General features: G+C 70.4%; 13 protein-coding genes. 4 read left to right on the forward strand and 9 right to left on the reverse strand.

What is annotated here, in order from left to right; all coding sequences use genetic code 11:
- Nucleotides 1-50 precede the first annotated feature (50 nt).
- The 4 genes from SACCYDRAFT_RS05255 to SACCYDRAFT_RS05270 all read left to right on the forward strand — a co-directional run bounded on the left by SACCYDRAFT_RS05255 (nt 51) and on the right by SACCYDRAFT_RS05270 (nt 7026).
- Nucleotides 51-3434, forward strand: coding sequence for a pyruvate carboxylase (locus SACCYDRAFT_RS05255; protein ID WP_005454277.1), 3384 nt, complete (start codon nt 51-53; stop codon nt 3432-3434).
- Nucleotides 3435-3517: 83 nt separating this feature from the next.
- Nucleotides 3518-4339: an arginase family protein gene (locus tag SACCYDRAFT_RS05260; protein WP_043537084.1), complete on the forward strand. Its 822-nt coding sequence runs from the start codon at nt 3518-3520 to the stop codon at nt 4337-4339.
- Nucleotides 4340-4502: 163 nt separating this feature from the next.
- Nucleotides 4503-5744, forward strand: coding sequence for a PucR family transcriptional regulator (locus tag SACCYDRAFT_RS05265; protein ID WP_005454282.1), 1242 nt, complete (start codon nt 4503-4505; stop codon nt 5742-5744).
- Nucleotides 5745-5796: 52 nt separating this feature from the next.
- Nucleotides 5797-7026, forward strand: coding sequence for a hypothetical protein (locus tag SACCYDRAFT_RS05270; protein ID WP_005454284.1), 1230 nt, complete (start codon nt 5797-5799; stop codon nt 7024-7026).
- Here SACCYDRAFT_RS05270 and SACCYDRAFT_RS05275 read toward each other — a convergent pair.
- The 9 genes from SACCYDRAFT_RS05275 to SACCYDRAFT_RS05315 are packed head-to-tail and all read right to left on the reverse strand — an operon-like array spanning nt 6971 to nt 15365.
- The gene (locus tag SACCYDRAFT_RS05275; RefSeq protein ID WP_005454285.1) at nt 6971-7480 is read right to left on the reverse strand and encodes a hypothetical protein; all 510 of its coding nucleotides are present in this window, start codon (nt 7478-7480) and stop codon (nt 6971-6973) included. The genes SACCYDRAFT_RS05270 and SACCYDRAFT_RS05275 overlap by 56 nt on opposite strands.
- Nucleotides 7477-8016, reverse strand: coding sequence for a hypothetical protein (locus SACCYDRAFT_RS05280; protein ID WP_005454294.1), 540 nt, complete (start codon nt 8014-8016; stop codon nt 7477-7479). Before SACCYDRAFT_RS05280 ends, SACCYDRAFT_RS05275 begins: the two co-directional genes overlap by 4 nt.
- Complete coding sequence (locus tag SACCYDRAFT_RS05285) at nt 7998-9188, reverse strand: MCE family protein (RefSeq protein WP_005454295.1); 1191 nt, start codon at nt 9186-9188, stop codon at nt 7998-8000. The genes SACCYDRAFT_RS05280 and SACCYDRAFT_RS05285 overlap by 19 nt, the downstream gene beginning before the upstream one ends.
- Nucleotides 9188-10252, reverse strand: coding sequence for an MCE family protein (locus SACCYDRAFT_RS05290; protein WP_005454297.1), 1065 nt, complete (start codon nt 10250-10252; stop codon nt 9188-9190). Before SACCYDRAFT_RS05290 ends, SACCYDRAFT_RS05285 begins: the two co-directional genes overlap by 1 nt.
- Complete coding sequence (locus SACCYDRAFT_RS05295; RefSeq protein WP_005454299.1) at nt 10249-11238, reverse strand: MCE family protein; 990 nt, start codon at nt 11236-11238, stop codon at nt 10249-10251. Before SACCYDRAFT_RS05295 ends, SACCYDRAFT_RS05290 begins: the two co-directional genes overlap by 4 nt.
- A gap of 5 nt (nt 11239-11243) precedes the next feature.
- Nucleotides 11244-12224, reverse strand: coding sequence for an MCE family protein (locus SACCYDRAFT_RS05300; RefSeq protein WP_005454301.1), 981 nt, complete (start codon nt 12222-12224; stop codon nt 11244-11246).
- The gene (locus SACCYDRAFT_RS05305; RefSeq protein WP_005454302.1) at nt 12221-13231 is read right to left on the reverse strand and encodes an MCE family protein; all 1011 of its coding nucleotides are present in this window, start codon (nt 13229-13231) and stop codon (nt 12221-12223) included. The genes SACCYDRAFT_RS05300 and SACCYDRAFT_RS05305 overlap by 4 nt, the downstream gene beginning before the upstream one ends.
- Entirely contained in the window at nt 13228-14523 is a 1296-nt protein-coding gene (locus SACCYDRAFT_RS05310) for an MCE family protein (protein WP_005454303.1), read from the reverse strand. The genes SACCYDRAFT_RS05305 and SACCYDRAFT_RS05310 overlap by 4 nt, the downstream gene beginning before the upstream one ends.
- Nucleotides 14520-15365: an MlaE family ABC transporter permease gene (locus SACCYDRAFT_RS05315; RefSeq protein WP_005454304.1), complete on the reverse strand. Its 846-nt coding sequence runs from the start codon at nt 15363-15365 to the stop codon at nt 14520-14522. The genes SACCYDRAFT_RS05310 and SACCYDRAFT_RS05315 overlap by 4 nt, the downstream gene beginning before the upstream one ends.

Consider the following 15365-nt stretch of genomic DNA (forward strand, 5'->3'; position numbering starts at 1 on the left):
GCAATCGAGGTAACGTGCTCGCGACCGCTCCAAACGAGGAAGGAACGGGCATGTTCCGCAAGGTACTCGTCGCCAACCGTGGTGAGATCGCGATCCGAGCGTTCCGCGCAGCGTATGAACTGGGTGCGGGAACGGTCGCGGTGTTCCCCCACGAGGATCGAAACTCAGTCCATCGGCTGAAGGCCGACGAGGCGTACGAGATCGGGGAACCCGGTCATCCGGTGAGGGCCTACCTGTCGGTCGACGAGATCGTGGCGGCCGCGCAGCGGGCGGGGGCCGACGCGATCTACCCCGGATACGGTTTCCTCTCGGAGAACCCCGACCTCGCCCGCGCGTGCGCCGACGCGGGAATCACGTTCATCGGCCCGAGCGCCGAGGTGCTGGAACTGACCGGCAACAAGGCGCGCGCGGTGGCCGCCGCCCGTGAGGCCGGCGTGCCCGTGCTCGGCTCGTCGGAGCCTTCTTCCGATGTGGACACCCTGGTGGAGGCGGCCGAGGAGCTGGGCTTCCCCGTGTTCGTCAAGGCCGTGGCGGGCGGTGGTGGTCGCGGCATGCGACTGGTGCGGGACCGCGCCTCGCTGCGGGAGTCGATCGAGGCCGCGGCCCGTGAGGCCGAGTCGGCCTTCGGCGATCCCACCGTGTTCGTGGAGAAGGCGGTGGTGCAGCCTCGCCACATCGAGGTGCAGATCCTCAGCGACGGCACCGGCGACGAGAACGGCGTCATCCACCTGTACGAGCGGGACTGCTCGGTGCAGCGCAGGCACCAGAAGGTGATCGAGCTGGCCCCGGCTCCGAACCTCGCTCCCGAACTCCGGGAACGCATCTGCTCCGACGCCGTGCGCTTCGCCCGCCAGATCGGCTACCGCAACGCGGGCACGGTGGAGTTCCTCGTGGACCGCGACGGCAACCACGTCTTCATCGAGATGAACCCGCGGATCCAGGTGGAGCACACGGTGACCGAGGAGGTCACCGACGTGGACCTGGTGCAGGCGCAGATGCGCATCGCCGCGGGGGAGACGCTGGCCGACCTCGGACTGTCGCAGGACACGGTGTACCTGCGGGGCGCGGCGCTGCAGTGCCGGATCACCACCGAGGACCCCGCCAACGGGTTCCGCCCGGACACGGGCATGATCAGCGCCTACCGGTCGCCGGGCGGGTCGGGCATCCGTCTCGACGGCGGCACCACGTTCGCGGGCACGGAGATCAGCGCGCACTTCGACTCCATGCTCGTGAAGCTCACCTGCCGTGGCCGCACGTTCACCACGGCCGTCGACAAGGCGCGGCGCGCGGTGGCGGAGTTCCGCATCCGGGGCGTGGCGACGAACATCCCGTTCCTCCAGGCCGTCCTCGACGATCCCGACTTCCGGGAGGGCCGGGTCACCACGGCGTTCATCGAACAGCGCCCGCATCTGCTGACGGCACGGCACTCGGCCGACCGCGGCACGAGGCTGCTCACCTACCTCGCCGACGTGACCGTCAACAAGCCCCACGGCGAGCGGCCCCGCCTGATCGACCCGATGAAGAAGCTGCCGTCCCTTCCGGACGGGGAGCCGCCCGCCGGGTCGAAGCAGAAGCTCACCGAACTCGGTCCCGAGGGCTTCGCCAGGTGGTTGCGCTCGTCGCCGCACCTCGGCGTCACCGACACGACCTTCCGCGACGCCCACCAGTCGCTGCTCGCCACGCGCGTGCGCACCAAGGACCTGCTCGCGGTAGCCCCGGTGGTGGCGAGGACCATGCCGCAACTGCTGTCGGTGGAGTGCTGGGGCGGCGCGACCTACGACGTGGCGCTGCGGTTCCTCGCCGAGGACCCGTGGGAGCGGCTGGCCGCGCTGCGGGAGGCCATGCCGAACCTCTGCCTCCAGATGTTGCTGCGGGGCCGCAACACCGTGGGGTACACGCCATACCCCACGGAGGTCACCGAGGCGTTCGTGGAGGAGGCCACCGCCACCGGCATCGACATCTTCCGCATCTTCGACGCGCTCAACGACGTCGAGCAGATGCGGCCCGCGATCGAGGCGGTGCGCGCCACGGGAACGGCGGTGGCGGAGGTGGCGCTCTGCTACACCTCCGACCTGTCGAACCCCGACGAGAAGATCTACACGCTCGACTACTACCTCAAACTCGCCGAGCAGATCGTGGGCGCGGGCGCGCACGTCCTCGCCATCAAGGACATGGCCGGGTTGCTGCGGGCACCCGCCGCGGCGAGGCTCGTGAGCGCGCTGCGCAAGGAGTTCGACCTGCCGGTGCACATCCACACGCACGACACGGCGGGTGGGCAGCTCGCGACCTACCTCGCCGCCGTCAACGCGGGCGCGGACGCCGTGGACGGCGCCGTGGCGTCGATGGCGGGCACCACGTCGCAGCCGTCGCTGTCGGCCATCGTGGCCGCCACCGACCACTCCGACCGGCCGACGGGGCTCGACCTGGGTGCGGTGGGCGACCTGGAGCCGTACTGGGAGACCGTGCGCAAGATCTACGCCCCGTTCGAGGCCGGGCTGGCCTCCCCGACCGGCCGTGTGTACCACCACGAGATCCCCGGTGGGCAGCTTTCGAACCTGCGCACGCAGGCCGTCGCGCTCGGCCTGGGCGACCGGTTCGAGGAGATCGAGTCGATGTACGCGGCGGCCGACCGCATCCTCGGTCACCTCGTGAAGGTCACGCCGTCGTCCAAGGTGGTGGGTGACCTCGCCCTGCACCTCGTGGGCGCGGGAGTGTCGCCGGAGGACTTCGAGGCCGAACCAGGCAGGTACGACATCCCCGACTCCGTCATCGGCTTCCTGCGTGGCGAGTTGGGTGACCCGCCCGGCGGTTGGCCGGAGCCGTTCCGCAGCAAGGCGTTGCGGGGCAGGGCGGAGGCCAGGCCCACCGTGGAGCTGTCCGCCGACGACCGGCGGGCACTGGAGGACGACCGCAGGGCCACGTTGAACCGCCTGCTGTTCCCGGGGCCGACGAAGGAGTTCGAGACCCATCGGCACGCGTACGGCGACACGAGCGTGCTGCCGAGCAAGGACTTCTTCTACGGGCTGCGTCCCGGGGAGGAGTACGCCGTGGACCTCGAACCCGGGGTGCGGCTGCTCATCGAACTGGAGGCCATCGGTGAGGCCGACGAGCGCGGTATCCGTGTCGTCATGGCGTCGTTGAACGGGCAGTTGCGGCCCATCCAGGTACGCGACCGGTCGGTGGCCAGTGACCTGCCCGCGAAGGAGAAGGCCGACAAGGACAACCCGAAGCACGTCGCGGCGCCGTTCGCCGGAGTGGTGACGGCGACGGTGTCCGAGGGCGACACCGTCCAGGCGGGCGACACGGTGGCGACGATCGAGGCGATGAAGATGGAGGCCGCCATCACCGCCTCCGAAGGTGGCCGGGTGGCGCGCCTGGCCATCAACTCGGTGCAGCAGGTGGAGGGTGGCGACCTGTTGGTGGTGCTGGAGTAGCGGACGTGGAGGAGGCCACCGGCGTCGTGGAGCGCGCGAGTGCCGGTGGCCTCTCCCGTGGTTCGCGCACTAGCGTGACCGCCATGCGTGTTCATGCTGTGGCACAGTGGCAGGGGTCGGGTTGGGACGGCGCGCAGTCCCGGCTCCCCGCCGGATGCGAGGCCCTCGCCTCACTCACCGAGGAGGCCCTGGGTACGCCGGTGTTGAGGATCCCGGCCGGGAAGGCGGGATCGTCGACCGAGCGCGGTGTCCGCAACCGTGCCGCGCTGCTCGACAACCGTGGTGCGCAGCTCGCGGCGCTGGAGAATCCCGAGGGGCCGGTGCTGACGGTCGGCGGTGACTGCGCGAGCGACCTCGTGCCGATCGGCGTGGCCCGCTACCGGTACGGACCGAAGCTCGGTGTGGTGTGGTTCGACGCGCACGCCGACGCCAACACCCCCGGAACCTCGCCGTCCGGCGCGTTCAACGGCATGGTGTTGCGAGCCCTGCTGGGCGAGGGCGACGACGAGTTCGTGGCGAATCCGGCCGTGGAGCCGGGGCGGGCGGTACTGGTGGGGACACGGTCGTTCGACCCGGCCGAGCTCCAGGCCGTGCGGGCCGGACTGCTCCGTCACGTGCCGCCACCCGCCGACCCGGCCGACGTCGTGGCCGCGGTGCGCGAGGCCGACGTGGAGGCGCTGTACGTGCACGTCGACGTCGACGTGCTCGATCCCCGCGAGTTCCCGGGTGCGCACTACGGGGAGCCCGGCGGCCTCACCGTCGACCGTCTCGTCGCGTGCCTCGACGCGCTCGCCGAGTTCGACGTCGTCGGGGCGGCGCTCGCCGAATGCACGGCCGCCGACCGGACGGAGGCCTCGGTGCTGGTCCCGGTGGTGGAGGCGCTGTACCGCCGGCTGACGAGCTGAGAACGAGAGTTGTCACTCCCGCACAACGGTGCCGCGAGATTTCGTCAGATCGGCGCGAAGGCCCGCCCCGCCTCCCGGTTCCGGTGATACCTTTTTCCGATCATTGCCGGACCGGGGCGTGGCGAGTGGCATCCCTCAACGCTGTGGGAAGGAGCTTGTCGGTGTGACGGGACGACCAGCGGACGAGGCCGTCGACTCGACGGTGTTCTCGGGGCAGCTCGCGCAGATCATGCGGCCCGAGTTGGAGAGCGTCGCCGACGAGATCGTCGCCGAGATCCGTGCGTTGATCCCCGAATACCGCCGCCCGCTCGACGGCCCCTACGGCAAGAGCATCAAGGCGGGGGTCCGGCACGCGGTGTCGCTGTTCGTGGCGCAGATCGCCGACCCCAGTGTGTCCAAGCAGCACGCCCACGAGGTGCACCGCAGGCTGGGCCAGAACGAGATGCGCGAGGGGCGGAGTCTCGACACCCTCCAGGCCGCCTACCGCGTGGGGGCGCGCGTGGCGTGGCGGCGGATCATGAAGGTCGGGCGTGACAGCGGGTTCTCGTCGACGGTGATGTCGCAGTTGGCCGACGCGATGCTCGGGTTCATGGACGAGTTGGCCTCGGTGGCGCTCGACGGGTTCCTGGAGGCGAAGGCGTGCTCGGCCGACGCACTCGACACGTGGCGCCGGCGCCTGCTCCAGTTGATCCTGGAACGCCCCGCCGTGCCGCCCGAAGCCGTCGAGGAGCTCGCCCAGCTCGTCGGGTGGACGACGCCGAAGACGGCCACGCCGGTGGCCGTGCGGCCGCTGTTCCCGCTCAGGGGAGCTCAGCGCCCGCCCCTCGACGCGGACGTGCTCGCCGAACTCACGGGAGTCGAGCCACGGCTGCTCGTGCCCGGTGCCGTCACGCGGGAACGGCTCGCCGCGTTGGAACAGGCGTTGCCGCGCTGCCGGTTCGCGGTCGGACCGTGCGTGCCGCTGGACGCGGTGGCCGATTCCCTGAGATGGGCGCGCAAGGCGCTCGTCCTGGTCGACGAGGGAGTGCTGCCGCCGCGCAGGGTCGTGTGGGCGCAGGAGTCCCTTCCGGTGGTTCTGCTGCACTCGGACGAGGCGTTGGCGCAGCAACTGCGCGGGAGACTGCTCGCGTCGCTCGACGGTCTCACGGCGCGGCAGCGGGAGCGGATGCTGGAGACGTTGCGGGCCTGGCTGGACGCACAGGGGCACGTGCTGGACATGGCAGAGCGGTTGTCGGTGCACCCGCAGACCGTGCGGTACCGGATGCGACAGCTGGAGGCGGTGTTCGGCGACCGGTTGCGCGACCCGGACGCGCGGTTCGAGCTGGAGCTGGCGCTGCGCACACTGCCGTCGGCGCCCTGGCAGAACGGTGGCCAGCGTGCGGGAGGTGCGAACACGCGTACGTAGGCTGCGGACACGCGTGCACAGGCTGCGGACACGAGTGCGAGGATGCCGCACTGTGCCCAACGACGCTGTCCATGTGGCTTCGGCCCGGTTCACCGCCCGCCTCGTAGCCACCGTCGTCGCTCCGCTCGACTCCGCCTCGGCGGACGCTCCGCAGGTGCTGCACCGGCCGGGCAGCAGGTTGTTGACGCAGCGTGGGGACACCGAGCTGGTCGTCCGCGACCTCGATGGGGAGGGAAGGGATGTCTGCTTTCCCGCACCCTGGCCTCGCGGGTACGGCTCGGTGACGGTCTCTCCCGCGGGTGATGTCGCCGTGTTCGCCGGTGTGCACGCGTTGCGTGCCGTGGAGCCGACCGGATCCGTGCGGTGGGAGATCCGGCACGGTTGTTGGTCCGCCGCTGTGTGCACCGAGGCCCACCTCTCGTTCTCCGAGTACGTCGACGACTACAGCCACGGCCACGCGGACAGCGGCTCGGCGGCCTTCTCCTCGAACGGCGAGCTCCTGTGGGCCCACGTCCGCACCATCGCGGGGGAGCAGACCGAGGAGGAGTGGTTGGTCGTCGACCCCGTCGACGGCACGGTGCTGGCCCGGACCGGGACGATGACCGTGGGATCGGGCTCCCTCCACTTCTCCTCCCCCGACCCCGCGTACATGGGGCTGACCGTCCTCGCGGGTGAGGAGAACTCTCCCGTGTTGTGGGGATGCTGGGACGGGGAGAAGCTGACGGTCCGGCGACTCGACGAGGAGGTCCTTCTCGACGTGAGCCCGTCCGGGGAGTACTTCGTGACCACGGACCCGGGTCAGTGGTCTCTTTACCTACATCGGGCGGAGGACGGTACGGAACTACGGCGGCTGGACGCCGAGGACGCCGAGGACGCCGTGCCGCGTTCGGCGGGCGATGTCGGCGACCGCGTGTGCTGGGACTACGAGGCGGCGTTCCCCTACGACGACACCGCTGTGGTCGGCACCGAGTACTCCGCGGAGGACCCTCGTCACTGGCTTGTCGACACGCGCACGATGGCTGTGCGCGGTCGGATCGGCTATCCCTTCCCCGTCTCGGGATCTCCCCGACCGGCAGGGGCGGGCGCCTGGTACACGCTCTCGGAGGACCGGACCGCGATCCACCTGTGGAACCTGCCCGCCAAGGAACGAGGTGCTCTCCACGCGAACACCCGTAGGGGAAGTGCGGACACGCGTACGCAGGCTGCGGACACGGTGTTGGCGGCGGTCAGGCCTGGGACAGGTTCGTCAGGAGCCAGCGGTCGCCGTGCCTGGTGGCGGTGACGAGCAGTTGGGCCGCCGCGGACGTCGGTTCGGCGGTCGGTTCGTCACCGCCGCGGACGGAGACCTGGTCGGCGAACACCAGTACCTCCGCGCGGTCGGGCGTCAGGAACAGCACGGCGGAGTCCACCACCCGCGTCGTCACGGTGAGCCGCTGCTCCGGCGCCCTGTCGCTGACCTGGGTGAACAACTGCCGGTACTGCTCCCGTGCGGGCCCCCGCAACAGGTCCTCGGCGGCCCGCCGGGTGCTCTCCACGTCGTCGAACCGGTAGGTGAGCACCTTGTTCACCGCCCGTACGACCGCCGACCGGACTTCGAGTGTGGCGTCGGTGTCGACGTGGGCGAGGTTGCGCGCCGTCTCCGACGTCCGCAGCGAGTCCGCCAGCACGGTGCAGGCGGCGCCGATCCCGGCGAGCAGAGCCGCGACCACCAGCAGTGTCGCGATTCGACGGTTCACTCCGCACCCCCGACGGGAATCGTCTCGAACGCCTCGACCTTCCACCCCTCGCCGGTGTGCCGGAGCTGCGCGCGGTAGCGGTTGCGCGTGTACCTCGGTTCGGCCCCGTCCCGGACACTGGTGATCTCCACCGAGGCGAGCAGGGTGGCGCGGCCCTGCTCACCGGGGCCGGTGTCGAACTCGCTCAACGCCGCGTGCAGCACCGTTCCCGTGGTGACGGTGCCCGCCTGCTCGGCGGCCGTGAGCGTCGCGGGGTCGGTCCGCTCCAGCTCGGCCCGCAACGCACCAGTCGTGGCCGACAACCACCGGCGCACGCCCGCTTCGGCGTCGGCATGGTCCATCGTGGTCAGTTCCGCGACACGCTCGCGCCCCTGCCGCAGTGCTTCGTCGCGGACCTCGGCCGCGCTCAGCCCGTCGTCGGTGAGCGCCGAGACCCAGGACAGCGCCGCCCAGACGGCGAACACGGCCGCGGCGACCACCGCTGTCGCCGCGAGCGCGGTGAGCTTCGCGTCCCGGCTCACTCCTCGTCGAGCCACAGCAGGTCCTCCAGGGATTCGCGGGTGTCGTCGTCGAGGGCTTCGCCGAGGACGCCGGGAAGCGCCACCGACGGCACCCCGCCCTCGGGCACGTGCTGCGAGGTACGCGCGGGTTCGGTGCCGGGGGGCAGGGTGCACGCGGCGTCGGTGTTGAACGGCGCGTCGCCGGTGTCGTCGCCGGGGCGGTACTCGGTGCCCTCGTAGCCCTGGAGGCACGGCAGCGGATCGAAGAACGTCAGCGCCACCGAGAACTCGTCGCCGTCGAGAGCGGCGGAGGTGGCGGCGGTGGCCTTCGGCAGCATCACGAACAGGTGTTCCAGCCCGTCCACCCTGGCGGAGAACAGGCGTGAGGTGGTCAGCAGGTTGGCCACGAGCACCGAGAGTCCGGGGTCGGTGTCGCGCAGCAGGGCGCTGAGTTCCGTGGCGGCGGTGGGCGTCTGGGCGATGAGTTCGCGCAGGTCACCGTCGGCACCGGCGAGTTCGGCCGCGAACTTCTCGGCGTTGTCGGCGAACGACCGCCAGGCGTCGGCCGACTCGGCCTGGGTGCGTAGCACCGTCGCTCCGTCCTGGATGAGCGCGGAGGTCTGCGGCAGGTGCTCGGTGGCGGTGTGGGTGAACTCGCGCGAGGAGTCGAGCAGCAACTGCAGATCGTCGCCCGTGCCGTGGAAGGCGGTGTAGAGCTCGTCCACCACCGTGCGCAGGGAGTCGGTGGGCACCGACTCGGTGAGCGTGGTGAGGTTGCCGAGCAGGGTGTCCACGCTGAGCGGCAGCGTGGTGGAGGCGCGGGGGAGTACCGACCCGTCGGTGAGGTACGGCCCCTGGTCCGTACGGGGTTGGAGGTCCACGTACTGTTCGCCGACGGCCGACCGGTTGGCGACGACGGCACGGGAGTTCGCGGGAATCGGTGGTGCGCCGTCGTCGAGCACCAGGTCGGCCTCCATGCCGTCGTCGGTGAGTCGCAGGGCGCCGACCTCGCCGACGGCGACACCCCGGTAGGTGACCTCGCTGCCGTTGAACAGCCCGCCTCCGTCGGCGAGTTGCAGGCGCACGACGACCCCGCCCGCGCCGAAGAGCCTGCCGAGGCCCGCGTAGTTCGCGCCGACGAACGCGACGGCGGTGAGCGCCACCGCCACGAACGCGACGAGCTGGGTCCTGACCCGTCGGGTGAGCATCAGCGGTCACCTCCGTCGGTGGGGGTGTCGGTGGTCGGCAACGGCAGCAGGGGTATCGGTGCGGTGTAGCCGTCCGCTGGTACGACGTGCACGAAGGAGTTCAGGTAGTCGCCCTCGACGCCGTCGAGCACGGCGTCGGTGAAGGGGAACGTCGCGAGGATCTCGAGTGATCGGGGCAGCGACCGGCCCGCGTCGGCGAGCCCTTCGAGCGTGGGGGCGAGCGCTTCGAGGTCGGCCACGAGGTCGTCTTTGGTCTTGTGGACGACGTCGACCGCGACGTCGGACAGCTCGTCCAGCGAGTCGAGCATCGTCACGAGCAGCTCCCGCTGGTCGCGCAGTTCCGCCAGGCCGGGCGTGAGGTCGTTGAGCGCACCCCGGATGGCGTCCTGGCGATCGGAGAGCGTGGCCGAGAGCCGGTTGAGGCCGTCGAGCGCGTCCGTGATCTCGCCGCGGTGGGCGTCCAGGTCGGACACCAGGTGGTCGATGTGGGAGAGGAACTCCTTGATCTCGGTCTCGTTGCCGGTCATCACCTCGTTGAGTTCGTGGTTGATCGTGCGGAGCTGTGCGATGCCACCGCCGTTGAGCAGCAGCGACAGCGCTCCGAAGACCTCCTCGACCTCCACGTGCCGGTTGGTGCGGGACACGGGGATGAGTGCGCCGTCGGCGAGTGGTGCGCGGGGCTCGGCACTGCTGTGTCGCGGGGCTTCGAGCTCCACGAACTTCTCGCCGAGCAGGCTCGACTGGCGGATGTTGGCCAGCGTGTCGGCGGGCAGGTCCACGTCGCCGTTGACGAGCAGGACGACTTCCGCCTGCCAGTCGTCGGTGTCGGCCAGTTCGATGGACTCGACCCTGCCGACGGCCACGTCGTTGACCTTCACGGCGGCGTGCGGCACGAGGTCGAGCACGTCGTCGAAGCGTGCCGTGACGCGGTAGGGGTCCTCGCCGACGTCGGCGCCACCGGGCAGAGGGAGATCGTGGACACCGTCGAAGTCCGGGGCCCCGCAACCGGCCGCCAGCAGGCAGGAGGTGACAACCACGGCGGTGAACGCGGTTCGTCTCGTCACCGGGAACCTCCCGGCTGCCCCAGGTACTCCAGCGGGTTGATCCGGCCCTGCAGCGTGTCGCTTCGCGGATCGAAGGCGTTGTAGGCGTTCTCGGCGGCGGCCGGGGCGACGTCGAGTGCCTCGGCCAGCGAGGCGCGGCGGTCGACCATGAGCTGGGTGAGGTCGGCGAGGTCGTCCACACTCGACTTGAGCGCCTCGCGGTTGTCGGCGACGAACTCCTGCAGGTCCGCGAGCGCGTCGCCGAGTGACGCCAGCGCCGCCGAGAGTTCCTCCTTGTCGGCGGCGAGGGTCTCGGTCACACTCGCGAGCTGTTCGGTGGCCTCGCGGACCCGGGTGTCGTTGCCCGCGAGCATCGCGGTGAACACCGACAGCGAGTCGATGGTGGCGAAGAGGTCGTCGTCGGAGTCGGCGAGTGTGCGGGCCAGGTCACCGAAGTTGCGCACGGTCTGGGAGAACGACTCCCCGTTGCCGTCGAGCACTCCCGCGCCCGTGTCGAGGAGGTCGGACAGGGCTCCGTCGGCGTTGGCCCCGTCGGGCCCGAGTGCGGTGGCGAGGTCGTTGAGGCTGGCGTACAGCTCGTCGAGTTCCACGGGGGCGGCGGTGCGGGAGCGGGGGATCACGGTGTCGTCGGCGAGTCGGGGGCCGCCGTGGGCGAGGTCGGGGAGTTGCACGTACCGGTCGGCGACGACGCTCGGCGAGACGATGAGCGCGCGCGTGTCCGGAGCGACGGGGGCGTCGGGGGCCACGGTCATCGTCAGCCGCACGCGTGTCGGTTCGGGGGTCACCGACACGACCTCGCCGACACGCACGCCGAGCACCTTCACGTCCGATCCGGGGTAAACGCCGACCGCGCGGTCGAAGTAGGCCGTCACGGTCTTGTCGCCGTGGTCGCCGAACACCCACCACAGTGCTCCGACCGTCACGACGGCGGCCACGGCGAGCACCGTGGCGATCCGGGTGGCGCGAAGGCGGTTCCACCTCGACACGCCGGTCACCTCCGATCCGGGGGTTGGCAGGAAGCGCGGTTCTCCGGCACGAGGCCGCACAGGTAGACGTCGAGCCAGCGGCCGCTGCCGACGGCGTTGTTGACGACACGGAAGTACGGCCCGGCGAGTTCGAGGGTCCGGTCGAGGTCGTCGCGGTGCCGTTGGAGGATGTCGGTCACCTCGTTCAACGCGTCCAGGGTGGGAGCGAGCTGCTCGGTGTTGTCGGCGACGAGCCCGGAGATCTGCTCGGCGAGGTCGCGCGCACCGGTGAGGAGCTGGTGGATGGCGTCGCGCCGCTGGTCGAGCTCGGTGAGCAGCAGGTTGCCGTCGGAGACGAGCCGGTCGAACTCGTCGCTGGAGTCGGCGAGCGTGTCGGCCACGGCGTGAGCGTTCTCCAGGAGTTCGGCGAGCTCGGCATCGCGTGACGCGATCGTCTTGGACAACGCGGTGAGCCCGTCGAGTGCGCTGCGCACGTGCTCCTCGGCGCCGTCGAAGGTGTCGGACAGCGTGCGGAAGCTCTCGGCGAGCTGTTCGGTGTCGATGGCGCCCGCCGTCGTCGCGAGTTGCTCGAACGCGGTCGTGACGTCGTACGGCGTTGTGGTGCGTCCCAGCGGGATGGGCTCGTCGGGGTCCAGCACGGCGTCGCCCGTCGGGTGCAGGGCGAGGTACTTCTGCCCCAGCAACGTCTTGATCTTGATTTCCGCCGTCGTGCGGTTGCCGACCCAGGCGTCGGACACGCGGAACGAGACGAGAACGCGGTCCTCGGCGAGTTCCACACCGGTGACCTCGCCGACCTTGATCCCGGCCACGCGGACCTCGTTGGAGGGCACGAGCCCGGCGGCCTCGGCGAACTCGGCCTGGTAGGTGGTGCCGCCTCCGACCAGCGGCAGGTGCTCGTAGTTGAACGTCGCCACGGTGACGCCGGCCAGCACCACCGTGCCCACGATGCCGAGCGTCAGCGGGTTGCGTTCGCGGAAGGACTTCATCGGTCGCACCTCGCGGGGAGGACTCCGTCGTTGATCCCGGTCGGCGGGTCGGTCAGCAACACCGCGTCGCAGAGATAGAAGTTGAGGAACGAGCCGTAGGACGCGGTGCGGCCGATCTCGGTGAACTTCTCCGGCGTGGTGACGAGGAACCGTTCCAGCTCGTCCGAGCCGGACACGAGCGTGTCCGACACCTCGCGCAGCCCGGCGATGCTCTCCTTGAGCGGCTGCCGTGACGTCTCGAACAACCCCGCCGTGGCCGTGGTGAGCGCCGCCATGCCCTCGATGGACTCGCCGATGGACTCGCGGTCGGAGGCCAGGCCGGTCACCAGCTCCTGCAGTGTCGACACCAGCGTGGTCAGCGCGTCGCCCTCATTGTTGATCGTGTCGAGCACCGAGTTCAGGTTCGTGATCACCTCGCCGATCACCCGGTCGCGGTCGGCGAGCGTGGCGGTGAGCGACCCCGTGTGGGCGAGCAGGCTCTCCACCGTGCCGCTCTCGCCCTGCAACACCTGGACGATCTCGCCGGAGAGCTGGTTGACCTCCTCGGGGTCCAGCGCGGAGAACAGCGGCTGGAAACCGTGGAACAGCTCGGTGAGGTCCAGTGCGGGCCGGGTGCGCTCCAGCGGGATCTCCGCTCCCGGCTCCAGGTAGTCGGTGCTCGCCTGCTCGCCCCGTTCCAGTGCGACGTAGCGCTGTCCGAGCATGTTGCGGTAGCGGATGATCGCCGTGGTGTCGGCGGGAAGCCTGCGACCGGCGTCGACCGAGAAGCGCACGCGGGCGAGGTGCCGGTCGATGATCTCCAACTCGTCCACCTGCCCGACGCGCACGCCCGCGATCCGGACGTCGTCGCCGGGGTTGAGCGAGGTGACGTCGGTGAACCTCGCGCTGTAGGTGGTGCGTTCGTCCACGCCCACGTTCGAGATGGACAGAGCGAGCAGCGCCGTCGCCACCGTGGTGACGAGAACGAACGTGAGGCCCTTGAGCAGTGGACCGACGAGCTTTCTCACTTCAGGGTCACCTCCGTGCCCCGGTAGACGGGTCCGACGAGGACACTGCTCCAGTCGGGCACCTCGTCGAGGTCGACGCCGAGTTCTCCGGCGAGCAGGGTGGACAGCAGCTGGCGCTCCTGCGGGGAGTTCGGCAGTCCGAGCCCGGTCCCGTCGGCCTTCTCACTTCCGCTGTCCGGCACCAGCGCGGCCGCGCCGTCCCCCGGAGGCGCCGGTGACATGCCCTCACGCGGTGCGACTCCACTGGGATAGCAGCGCGGGCCCGAGTCGACGGTGTAGGCCGGGTCGTCGGCGCCCGGTCGGTAGGCGCCTCGCGGCTCGCTGACCACGCTGCCGTGCAGGCGAAGGCCCGGCTGGTCCGTGCCCTCGCCGAGAACGGCGTCCATCGCGGGCTTCAACTCGTCGAGCGCGCGCAGTGTGCACGCGAAGCTCGGGGAGTAGCGCGCCGCCGCCTCCAGCGGCGCCCGGCTCTCCGCCGAGAGCCGGATGAGGTTGTCGGCGTTGGCGCGCAGGAACGCGGTGACGTCGGCCGACGTCGTGGTCACCTGGCCGTAGAGCTCCCGCAGCTGCCGGCCCTGCTCGTCCACGGTGCCGAGCGTCACGGCGGTGTCGGTGAGCGCGTCGAGCAGGTCGGGCGAGATGTCGCCGTAGAGCTGGGCCACCTCGCCGAGGTCGCGGATGTTGTCGTGGAGTCCCGGAAGGTTCGGGTTGAACTCCTCCAGGTAGTTCGCCGCCTGCACCAACGTGTCCCCCACCAGCTCACCGCGGCCGTCCAGTGCCGTGGCCACCGCGCTGAGCGTGCTGGCGAGCTTCTGCGGTTGCACGGACTTCAACACGGGCAACAGCTCGTCGAACGCCCGCTCCAGCTCGATCGCGTTCTCCGACCTGTCCTGGTCGATCACGTCGCCGTCGGCCAGCGGGGCCGCCGTCGATCCGTCCGGAATGGAGAGCTGCACGTACCGTTCGCCGAACAGGGTCTTCGGGACGAGCAGCGCTGTCACGTCCTTCGGCAGCCGGGAGACGGTCTCGGGGTCGAGCGCGAGCTCGATCTCGGCCCCGTCGGGGGCGGCCTCGATCGAGCGCACCTCACCGACGAGGACGCCCCTCGCCTTGACGTCGGAGTTCTCCCGCAACTGGTTGCCCACGCGGTCGGTGCGCAACGTGACCGACACCGACTCGGTGAACTCCTTGTCGTAGATACGCACCGACAGGTCCACCAGCAGCACGAGAACGAGACAGAAAGCCAGTCCGGTCAGGCGTACGCCGAGCTTGCGCAGTCGAGTGTTCTTCATCCCGCCACCCGTACGGTCGTCGTCGCGCCCCAGATGGCGAGGCTGGCGAAGAAGTCGATCAAGGCCACCGCGACGATCGCGGTGCGCACCGCGCGCCCGACGGCGACACCCACACCCGCGGGTCCGCCTCGCGCGTGGAAACCGTAGTAGCAGTGAGTGAGCACCACCACCACGCTGAACAACAGCACCTTCCCGAACGACCAGAGAACGTCCTCCGGCGGCAGGAACAGCGTGAAGTAGTGGTCGTAGGTGCCCTCGGACTGGCCGTAGAACCACACGGTGATCTGGCGCGACGCGACGTACGACGTCAGCAGTCCCACCGCGTAGAGCGGGATGATGGCGCAGAACCCGGCGATGATGCGCGTCGTCACGAGGTAGGGCACGCTCGGTACGCCCATGACCTCCAGCGCGTCGACCTCCTCGGAGATCCGCATGGCGCCGAGCTGGGCGGTGAACCCGCACCCCACCGTGGCCGACAGCGCCAGGCCCGCCACGAGCGGGGCGATCTCGCGCGTGTTGAAGTACGCGGAGACGAAGCCCGCGAACGCCGCCGTGCCCACCTGGTTCAGGGCCGTGTAGCCCTGCAGCCCGACGACCACGCCGGTGAACATCGTCATCCCGACCATCACGCCGACCGTGCCGCCGATCACCGCGAGAGCGCCGCTGCCGAAGCTCACCTCAGCGAGCAGCCGTACGATCTCGCGCGGGTAGCGCCGCAGCGCGCGCGGAATCCACGCCAGCGCGCGCAGGCTGAACAGCACCGACTCGCCGAGTGTGTCCAGAAACGACAGTCGCCGGTCGAGGCTCGCCGCGGCGCGTTGTCTGACAGGTGCGGTGGTCAC

It is taken from the genome of Saccharomonospora cyanea NA-134, assembly GCF_000244975.1.
GTDB lineage: Bacteria > Actinomycetota > Actinomycetes > Mycobacteriales > Pseudonocardiaceae > Saccharomonospora > Saccharomonospora cyanea.

Bases quoted from the DNA above. Each gene is read 5' to 3' on its own strand.
- SACCYDRAFT_RS05310 (WP_005454303.1), bottom strand. From the start codon at position 14,523: ATGAAGAACACTCGACTGCGCAAGCTCGGCGTACGCCTGACCGGACTG.
- SACCYDRAFT_RS05300 (WP_005454301.1), bottom strand. From the start codon at position 12,224: ATGAAGTCCTTCCGCGAACGCAACCCGCTGACGCTCGGCATCGTGGGC.
- SACCYDRAFT_RS05260 (WP_043537084.1), top strand. From the start codon at position 3,518: ATGCGTGTTCATGCTGTGGCACAGTGGCAGGGGTCGGGTTGGGACGGC.
- SACCYDRAFT_RS05255 (WP_005454277.1), top strand. From the start codon at position 51: ATGTTCCGCAAGGTACTCGTCGCCAACCGTGGTGAGATCGCGATCCGA.
- SACCYDRAFT_RS05285 (WP_005454295.1), bottom strand. From the start codon at position 9,188: ATGCTCACCCGACGGGTCAGGACCCAGCTCGTCGCGTTCGTGGCGGTG.